This is a genomic window from Hydrogenovibrio sp. (assembly GCF_049975065.1).
Taxonomy (GTDB): Bacteria; Pseudomonadota; Gammaproteobacteria; order Thiomicrospirales; family Thiomicrospiraceae; genus Hydrogenovibrio.
Genome location: NZ_JBNGDN010000091.1, coordinates 1 through 7881, shown reverse-complemented (window position 1 = coordinate 7881; position 7881 = coordinate 1). Strand labels below are relative to the sequence as shown.

Sequence of the window (7881 nt, the reverse complement as noted above, 5' to 3'; positions counted from 1 at the left end):
TCCAATACGACTCGTAAAGACTTTATCGCGGACTCGATTATTCGTAAGCAACCGAAGGTGGTCGGTATTTACCGCTTGGTGATGAAAGCCGGCTCGGATAATTTCCGCGCGTCCGCCATCCAAGGCGTGATGAAGCGCATCAAAGCCAAAGGGATTGAGGTGGTGGTCTATGAACCGGTGCTGACGGAAGACACCTTTTTCAATTCGCAAGTAGTGCCATCTTTGGAAGCGTTTAAAGCCATGTCGGATATCGTGTTGGCCAACCGTATTACCGATGAGATTAAAGATGTGTGTGATAAAGTCTACACACGTGATTTATTTGGACAGGATTGATGAAAGTATTGGTGACCGGCGCGGCCGGGTTTATTGGTTTCTATGTGACGCTCGATTTATTGAAAAAAGGCCATGAGGTCGTTGGGCTGGATAACCTGAATGATTATTATGACCCAGGGTTGAAGCGTGCGCGCTTGGCGGAAATCGAGCGCTTCTGCGCCGAACAGTCGGTTTTGGAGGCCTTTGAATTTGTGGAAATCGATATTGCCGACCGAGCGGAGACTCAAGCGCTATTTGAAGCCCAAGCCTTTGATCGTGTGATTCACCTAGCCGCTCAGGCGGGGGTGCGTTATTCGATTGAAAATCCGCAGGCTTATGTGGATTCCAATCTGGTCGGTTTTGTGAATATTCTGGAAGGTTGTCGCCATCAAAAAACGGCGCATCTGGTGTATGCCTCTTCGAGTTCGGTGTATGGCATGAATACCAAAATTCCATTTTCAACCGACGACCGGGTGGATTTTCCGATTTCTCTTTATGCCGCGACGAAAAAATCCAACGAGTTGATGGCGCATACGTATAGCCATTTGTATGGGATTCCAACGACCGGATTGCGTTTCTTTACGGTGTACGGCCCCTGGGGGCGTCCGGATATGGCGTATTTTTCGTTTACCCGTAAGATTTTGGCCGGGGAAACCATTGATGTGTTTAACCATGGCCAAATGGAGCGGGACTTTACCTATATCGATGACATTGTCGAAGGCGTTGTGCGGGTGATGGATTCTATTCCGGAGACGCATCAATCGGACATCACCACGGCGCAAGCGCCTTATAAAATCTACAATATCGGTAATAACCAACCGATTACCTTACAGCGCTTTATCCAAGCGATTGAAGCGGCGACGGGGAAAAAGTCCGTTCAAAACCAGTTGCCGATGCAAGCAGGTGATGTGCCGAGAACCTATGCAGATGTGTCGGACTTGATGGCCGATGTCGGTTTCAAACCGGCGACGGAAATTGAAGCGGGCATTGAGCGTTTTGTACGCTGGTATCGTGATTTTTACCAGGCCTGATCGTTTCACCAGGCCTGGTCATTTTGCCGTGTGCTTTCGGTATCGAGCTCACGCTTTAAGACTGGCCAGGCCTGGTAAAAAAGCTGGTAAGGTGCATTTTTAATTCTGCGGCCATCGTCGTTGAGGTCTTTAGATCCAATCCCCAGATGGTTTCCGGCCAGGCCTGGTCGTTTCGGTTTCGCATCACTAGGTGAATGTGGTAATAGGGCAGCTTGTTACCGATTTTAGCGATGTTGTAGTGCTCCCCAATCCCTTCCGATTTCAAATATTCCGCCAGCGCAACCATTTCAGCAAAGAGTTGTCCAGCATACTCAGGGTTAATTGGCCGGTTTGGAATGAATTGCAACCAGGGAATTTCCGTACTTTCGCACATAATGGAATAGTCGCTGTTCTGATAGAGGAAGTGGTTTTCAAATTTATCTTCAAGGTTTTCCGGCGAATGGTCTGTAATGATAATATCCATGGATAAACTCCCTCAGCAAGCGCACGAAAGCGTTAGAATAAGTGACATTTTAGGGTAATCATATCCGATATTTCGTCGCGGTTGCGGTGAAGTTTGAGGCTTCGAAAGTTTTATGGGAAAGAAAGTGTATTTGGCATCGTCTTCGCCAAGGCGACATGAATTATTGACGCAGCTGGTGGCGGATTTTGAGAAGGTGACGGCACCGGTGGAAGAGGTTTTTTTGCCGAATGAATCTCCGGAATCTTTTGTGATACGAATGGCGGTGGAGAAGGCTTTAGCCGGTTTTAATAAAGTGCCGGAAAAGCAGGCCTGGGTGATTGGCAGTGATACCCTTGTGTTGCAAGGCACGCGCGTCTTTGGCAAGCCTCGACACCCGCTGGATGCCCAGCGAATGATGATGACGCTGTCGGGTGAGGAACATCAGGTGTTAAGCGCCGTGGCGGTGGTGCAGGATGGGCGGGTGTTTTCCGACCTCTGTGTCACGCAAGTTCGGTTTCGTCCGGTGACGCAGGCGGAGTGTGAAGACTATTGGCGCACCGGTGAGCCGGAAGGCAAGGCCGGTGGCTATGCCATACAGGGACTGGGCGCGCGGTTTGTAGCGCAACTGCAGGGCAGCTATTCGGGCGTGATGGGATTGCCGCTGTATGAGTTGGATCAGCTGCTGCTGGAATCGGGGTATTACGATAATGAGTAACGAAGAAAAGATTTTAGTGAATGTCACGCCGTCCGAGACGCGGGTGGCCTGGGTGGAAAATGGCGCCCTTCAGGAAGTTTGGATTGAAAGGGCCAATAACCGAGGGTTGGTGGGCAATATTTACATCGGTAAAGTGGATCGTGTGTTACCCGGCATGCAAGCCGCTTTTGTGGACATTGGCCTGGAGCGAACGGCGTTTTTGCACGTGTCGGATATTTGTAAACGCAATATCGGTAAACAGGCAGACGAAGACTGTGAGGATATAACCCGATTTTTACATGCCGGACAGCAGGTGATGGTGCAGGTGGTGAAAGATCCGATCAGCTCGAAGGGCGCGCGCTTGACGATGCATGTGACGATTCCGTCGCGTATGTTGGTGTATATGCCGGATGAAAAAATGATTGGCGTGTCGCAGAAAATTGAAGACCCGCAGGAACGGGATCGTTTGCGCGAAATTATTCACACCATTCCGGAAGTAAAAGATTCGGATGGGGGCTACATTGTACGAACCGTTGCGGAAGGGGCGGATTTTCACGAAATGCGTGCCGACCTGATGTATTTGCAGCGTTTGTGGATGTCCATTCGGGAAAAGGCCAAAAGCGTTAAAAAGTCGGCGTTGATCTATGAAGATTTGCCGCTGCATTTGCATATTCTGCGGGATGTTCCCATAGAGCGCATTGAAAAAATTCGCGTCGATTCGTCGGAAACCTACAAGAAAATGGCCGCCTTTTCCGAGACCTATGTGATGGAGTTGTCCGATAAGCTGGGGTTGTACTCCGGCGAGCGACCGATTTTTGATCTGTATAACATTGAAAATGAAATTCAGCAGGCTTTGCAAAAGCGGGTTGATTTAAAGTCCGGCGGTTATTTGATTATTGATCAGACGGAAGCCATGACCACCATTGATGTTAATACCGGTGGTTTTGTCGGCCACAAGAATCTGGAAGAAACCATCTATCGCACCAATCTTGAGGCCACCCAAGCCATTGCGCGACAGCTTCGGCTTCGCAATTTAGGCGGGATTATTATTCTCGATTTAATTGATATGGAAGCACCGGAGCATAAGGCGTCGGTGTATTCTGCTTTGCAGCGCGAATTGGCACGAGACAGAGTGAAAACCAGCATTACTGAAATTTCCAGTCTCGGACTGGTTGAAATGACTCGCAAGCGCACACGCGAAAGCTTGGAAAGGGTGTTGTGTCAACCCTGCCCGATGTGTAACGGTCGCGGCACGGTGAAAACGCCTGAAACCATTGCGTTTGAAATCTTTCGGGAAATTACACGCATGGCCAAGTCGTTTGATGCGGATTTTTATCGTGTCATTGCTTCCGAGCCAGTGGTGTCTTATATTTTGGATGAGGCCTCCAGTAATGTGGCGGAATTGGAAACCTTTTTGGATAAAAGTTTTCGCTTTCAAGCCGAAGGTGGCTATTTTATCGAGCAGTTTGATGTGGTGATTTCTTAATGTTGAAAAGGCTTCAACAGCTTGTTTTTTTTCTGTTAATTGTATGTGTGCTTTATTTGTTAACGGTTCGAGTGCTGATCAGTTGGGTGCAGTGGGCGCCGCAGCATTTTTTGACTTATGCCGAGCAGTTCACGGGTGCCGAGATAAACGTCCAGCAGATTGACATCACGCAAAGCTGGCTTGGATTTGATTTTGAGATACGTCAGCTTGAGTATAAAGAGGCTCAAGTCAGTGTTCATTTAAATAACGCCCAGGGGGATTTTAATTTATTTTCGCCCTTTCTTTATGACATCAGTTTCGGTCAGAACCTCAACGTTTCTGGCCTAGAGCTGGTTTCTCTCAACTCGTCGCCAAACGCTGTCTCGGCTGAAGACCGCGCGGTGTTGCAGATGCTGGAGCGGTTTTCACTGGCGAAATTGTGGCGAACCGTTCGATTAAAAGACTTGTTTTTTGTGTATGCTGATGCCACGGCGCAAAAGCATTATCTCACCATTGATAACTTGCAAACCTACCGGGGCGCGAAATGGTCTTTTGCGGGCATTGTTCGGCTGGGCATTACCAGTGGCGATATAACCAAAATCCAAGTGAAAGGTGATTTTGCGCTGGACAGTCTGGGGCGAGCCGAGGCGGGTGAAATGCGTGCCAACCTGTTAACGCCTTTAGACATGGCGCGCCTTTATCAAATTATGCCCCAGGCCTGGTCGGAAAAGCTGCCGACGGGCGAAACGCTGGGCGATGTCAGTTTGCAACTTCGTCATGGCCGCTTGGCTTCCCTCAAGTTGACGACCAGCGCGCAGGATTTGGTTTGGCCCGTGGCGGATGAACACCTACCCAAAAGCATTGGTATGACATTGAATTGGGTCGCTGAGAACAGTTTAAAAGACGGTGTTTTGCAAAATTGGCGGTTTGAGATGGAGCGTGTTCGTTTTGATAACCAGTATCTACGCAGTGTATCGCCCATCTATTTAACGCTCACGGAAAATACCCAACTGAAGTTTGAAGCGCAAAAACTTAACCTGAAGGAACTGAAACCCCTTTATAAAGTGCTGTTGACACAGTTTCAATATCAAGGGCTGGGGGATAACCTTGATAATTTGAAGTTGCGGGATGTCTCCGGCGTCGTGGATCTGGAAAAGATTACCTTGCCGTCTTTGAGTCTGGAGTTGGCCAAGCTGGAATGGCTTGAGCAAGGCAATCGCCCAGGCCTGGCCATAAAGCAATTATTTGTTGAAAAACAGGCGCAACGGATTCGCATTCAATCGGATAATCCGATTGAATGGACTGTCTCCATGATCAATCCGCGTCCGATTCAAATGCGCCTTGCTAAAAACGGCTTGGACGTTACTTTGCTGAAGGATTGGCAAGGCTGGCGCCTTCCACCCGTGAGTTTTACCTTGGACAGCATGCCGGTTCACCTGGAAGCAGAAGGGGATTTTACGGGGTATCTTGATGGGCGTATCGACATTGAACCGAAGCAACTGAGTTTTGTGAAACGCTATTTACCCTATTCCTTGATGTCTGAAGATTTAGAGCACTGGCTTAAAACGGCCTTAGTCGCGGGCGATCAGGTGAAGGCGAATCTGGTTGTAAAAGGGCACTTGAACGATTTTCCTTTCCACGACGGTAACGGAATCTTCAAGGCCACGGGGGAAGTGCATAATGCCGTACTCCAGTTTCAGCCGGATTGGCCAGCGGTGGAGCAATTTAAAGCAAATTTGGAATTTACGCCCTATAACTTGAGGATTTCAGCCGATCAAGCTGTTTTGCAAAAAGCCCAGGCCAGCCAAGTAGTTGTGGATATCAATCATTTGGATACGTCCAATATTGCCGTGCAGATTTCCGGTCATGCCACAGCGGATGCGGCGGAAGCCAAACAGTTTTTACTGACTTCACCCGTGGCCAAAATGATTGGCATGGAATCTTTTCTTAACCAACAGGTGGTGATGAATGGCCCCGTATCCGTGGCGTTACCGAAAATCTGGATACCGGTGTATGGGTTTGCCAATAAGAGTGAAACGGTCGAAGGACGTGTCACCTTTCAGGGGGTTAATGCAACGCTGTTCGATCGTTTGCCGCTTCTGGCACTAAAGGGGAACTTGGATTTTACGGAAAAAGGTGTAAAGGCCCAGCGCATCAAGGGGATGTTTGAAGGTCATGAAGTCATTGCCGACGTGCGCACGGAAAATCAAACGGTGCAGATTGGGGCGAGTGGGCGCTTGGCCGAGCGGCCAGCGTTTTACACAGGTGCGCTCCCTGTCGGCGTTCAGGTGCAGGTGCCTTTCGAAGCTGAAAAGCCGATTCAAGTGGCGGCGGATTTCGATTTGGCCGCGATACAAAGTCGTCTGCCGGCACCTTTCAGTGAAACGTCCATGTCGCAAAATCGTCCTTCGTCACTTCAGGTCACAGTCGGTGTTCTAGACGATCAGACACTCGATTTGACGGCCTTTATGGGGGAGTTCATGTCCATGAGTGGACGCTACTCTGTGGCCGATGCGGAATTACAAAAGTTGGCTATGGCCTTTAATCAACCGCCCATTGCTGTGGACGGATCGGGTTGGCGAGTGCATGGGCGCTTAAACCGGTTGGATTTAAATGGCTGGCAGCAGGCCTGGCCAAATATTCAATCGCAACTCATGGTTGACAAACTTTATTCGGAAGACGCCGCTGCAAACGAATCTCCCTGGCTGCCATCGTCGTTACTGTTCGGTCAGGTTGATTTTATGGCAAATCAATATCAAAAAGTGACCTTCGGATGGCTAAAGCCGAGTGATTCATCTAATGTGCAATTACAGGTCTACAGCCAAGCGTTGGACATTCATGCCGAGCAACTCGCCCCGGAACACTATGCCTTTAAAGTCAATAAACTGCGGTTTAAAACATCAACAGGGCAAACCAATGAGAGTGAAACGCCACCAAGCTGCTTAACAGCGGATGTGGCCAAGCTTGGAGCGCTCAAGGTGAATTTTAACGGTCGCAATATTCACATTGACGATCGGCGTTTAGCCGCGGCTGACTTCATGATTGAAAATAAACCAGATGAATTAATCGTGAAAGACTTCAGTCTTCGGCCGGAAACCTTGAAAAATGCGTTTAAAGGCACCTATCGTTACAATCGAAATACCAATAAAAGTGCCCTTGATACCGCAATCAAAACAAACAATGCCGAAGCACTGGTCGCTTTCATTGGTGTTAAACAAGGGTTTAGAGGCGACGGCGCGTTTCTGAAAGCCAATATTCAATGGCTTGGGGATTATGAATGTTTTGATGTGGCTAAGCTGGATGGTGATGTGACCTTTGAGTTTGAAAACGGTGTTATTAAAGAAGCCGAACCCGGTCTGGCCAGAATTTTAGGGTTGCTCAGTTTTGAATCCTTAGCACGTCGTCTTCAGCTGGACTTAAAAGACGTCACAGATGCGGGGCTGGCTTACGATGATATCGAAGGGCGAGGTGTGTTTAAGCATGGGAAGTTAGAATTGGCGCGCTTAAAAATGGACGCACCCGCTGCAGATGCGGTAGTGACTGGAAATATTGACTTGGTGAAAAGTGAGCTGGATCTGGTCGCCAGAATTACCCCCGCAATAGGCAGCACTTTGCCCGCCATCGCTGCGATCAGTGGGTTAGCAACCCCTTTGGCAGGCCTGGCAGCTTATGCGTTGCTTAAAGTCGTGCCAATCGTCAATGCCGATTTGGTCACCTATCGATTCGATGTTACTGGAACCTTTGCTGACCCCATTATTACTGACAAGGGGGTGAGTTTGGAGCCGATTAAATTGAATAACAAGAGTAAAACAAACTCAGAATCGGTCTTGGATAATTAAAATCAATAACTTAGAGTATTCTTGATGGAGCATCGCTTTTTTTTGTCAAAAAAACCTCAAAAAAACGCAAAAAAGGGATTGCAAAGTCCGCCAGAAAC

The 7881-nt window shown here is 48.6% G+C and carries 6 protein-coding genes; 5 read left to right on the top strand and 1 reads right to left on the bottom strand.

Features of this window, described 5'->3' with window-relative positions; all coding sequences use genetic code 11:
- Both ACP5D0_RS09195 and ACP5D0_RS09190 read left to right on the top strand, forming a co-directional pair.
- On the top strand, nucleotides 1-333 hold a 333-nt coding region (locus tag ACP5D0_RS09195; RefSeq protein WP_472365451.1), incomplete at its 5' end, for a UDP binding domain-containing protein.
- Nucleotides 333-1343 carry an NAD-dependent epimerase gene (locus ACP5D0_RS09190; RefSeq protein ID WP_472365450.1) on the top strand — a complete coding sequence of 337 codons (1011 nt, stop codon included), beginning with the start codon at nucleotides 333-335 and terminating at the stop codon, nucleotides 1341-1343. The genes ACP5D0_RS09195 and ACP5D0_RS09190, both read left to right, overlap by 1 nt.
- Before the next feature lie 55 nt (nucleotides 1344-1398).
- Here ACP5D0_RS09190 and ACP5D0_RS09185 read toward each other — a convergent pair whose 3' ends face one another.
- Nucleotides 1399-1806 (bottom strand): hypothetical protein, encoded by a 408-nt coding sequence (locus ACP5D0_RS09185; protein ID WP_472365449.1) that lies wholly within the window; start codon nucleotides 1804-1806, stop codon nucleotides 1399-1401.
- Between the two features lie 112 nt (nucleotides 1807-1918).
- On the opposite strand from ACP5D0_RS09185, the gene ACP5D0_RS09180 reads away from it, so the two are divergent.
- Genes ACP5D0_RS09180 through ACP5D0_RS09170 form a run of 3 tightly spaced genes read left to right on the top strand, consistent with a single transcriptional unit; the run spans nucleotide 1919 to nucleotide 7783 of the window.
- A complete protein-coding gene (locus ACP5D0_RS09180) occupies nucleotides 1919-2500 on the top strand; it encodes a Maf family protein (protein ID WP_472365448.1) in 582 nt (193 codons plus the stop codon).
- A complete protein-coding gene (gene rng / locus ACP5D0_RS09175; RefSeq protein WP_472365447.1) occupies nucleotides 2493-3965 on the top strand; it encodes a ribonuclease G in 1473 nt (490 codons plus the stop codon). The genes ACP5D0_RS09180 and rng overlap by 8 nt, the downstream gene beginning before the upstream one ends.
- Entirely contained in the window at nucleotides 3965-7783 is a 3819-nt protein-coding gene (locus tag ACP5D0_RS09170) for a YhdP family phospholipid transporter (RefSeq protein WP_472365446.1), read from the top strand. The genes rng and ACP5D0_RS09170 overlap by 1 nt, the downstream gene beginning before the upstream one ends.
- Nucleotides 7784-7881 lie beyond the last annotated feature (98 nt).

Bases quoted from the DNA above. Each gene is read 5' to 3' on its own strand.
- rng (WP_472365447.1), top strand. From the start codon at position 2,493: ATGAGTAACGAAGAAAAGATTTTAGTGAATGTCACGCCGTCCGAGACG.
- ACP5D0_RS09185 (WP_472365449.1), bottom strand. From the start codon at position 1,806: ATGGATATTATCATTACAGACCATTCGCCGGAAAACCTTGAAGATAAA.
- ACP5D0_RS09170 (WP_472365446.1), top strand. From the start codon at position 3,965: ATGTTGAAAAGGCTTCAACAGCTTGTTTTTTTTCTGTTAATTGTATGT.
- ACP5D0_RS09180 (WP_472365448.1), top strand. From the start codon at position 1,919: ATGGGAAAGAAAGTGTATTTGGCATCGTCTTCGCCAAGGCGACATGAA.
- ACP5D0_RS09190 (WP_472365450.1), top strand. From the start codon at position 333: ATGAAAGTATTGGTGACCGGCGCGGCCGGGTTTATTGGTTTCTATGTG.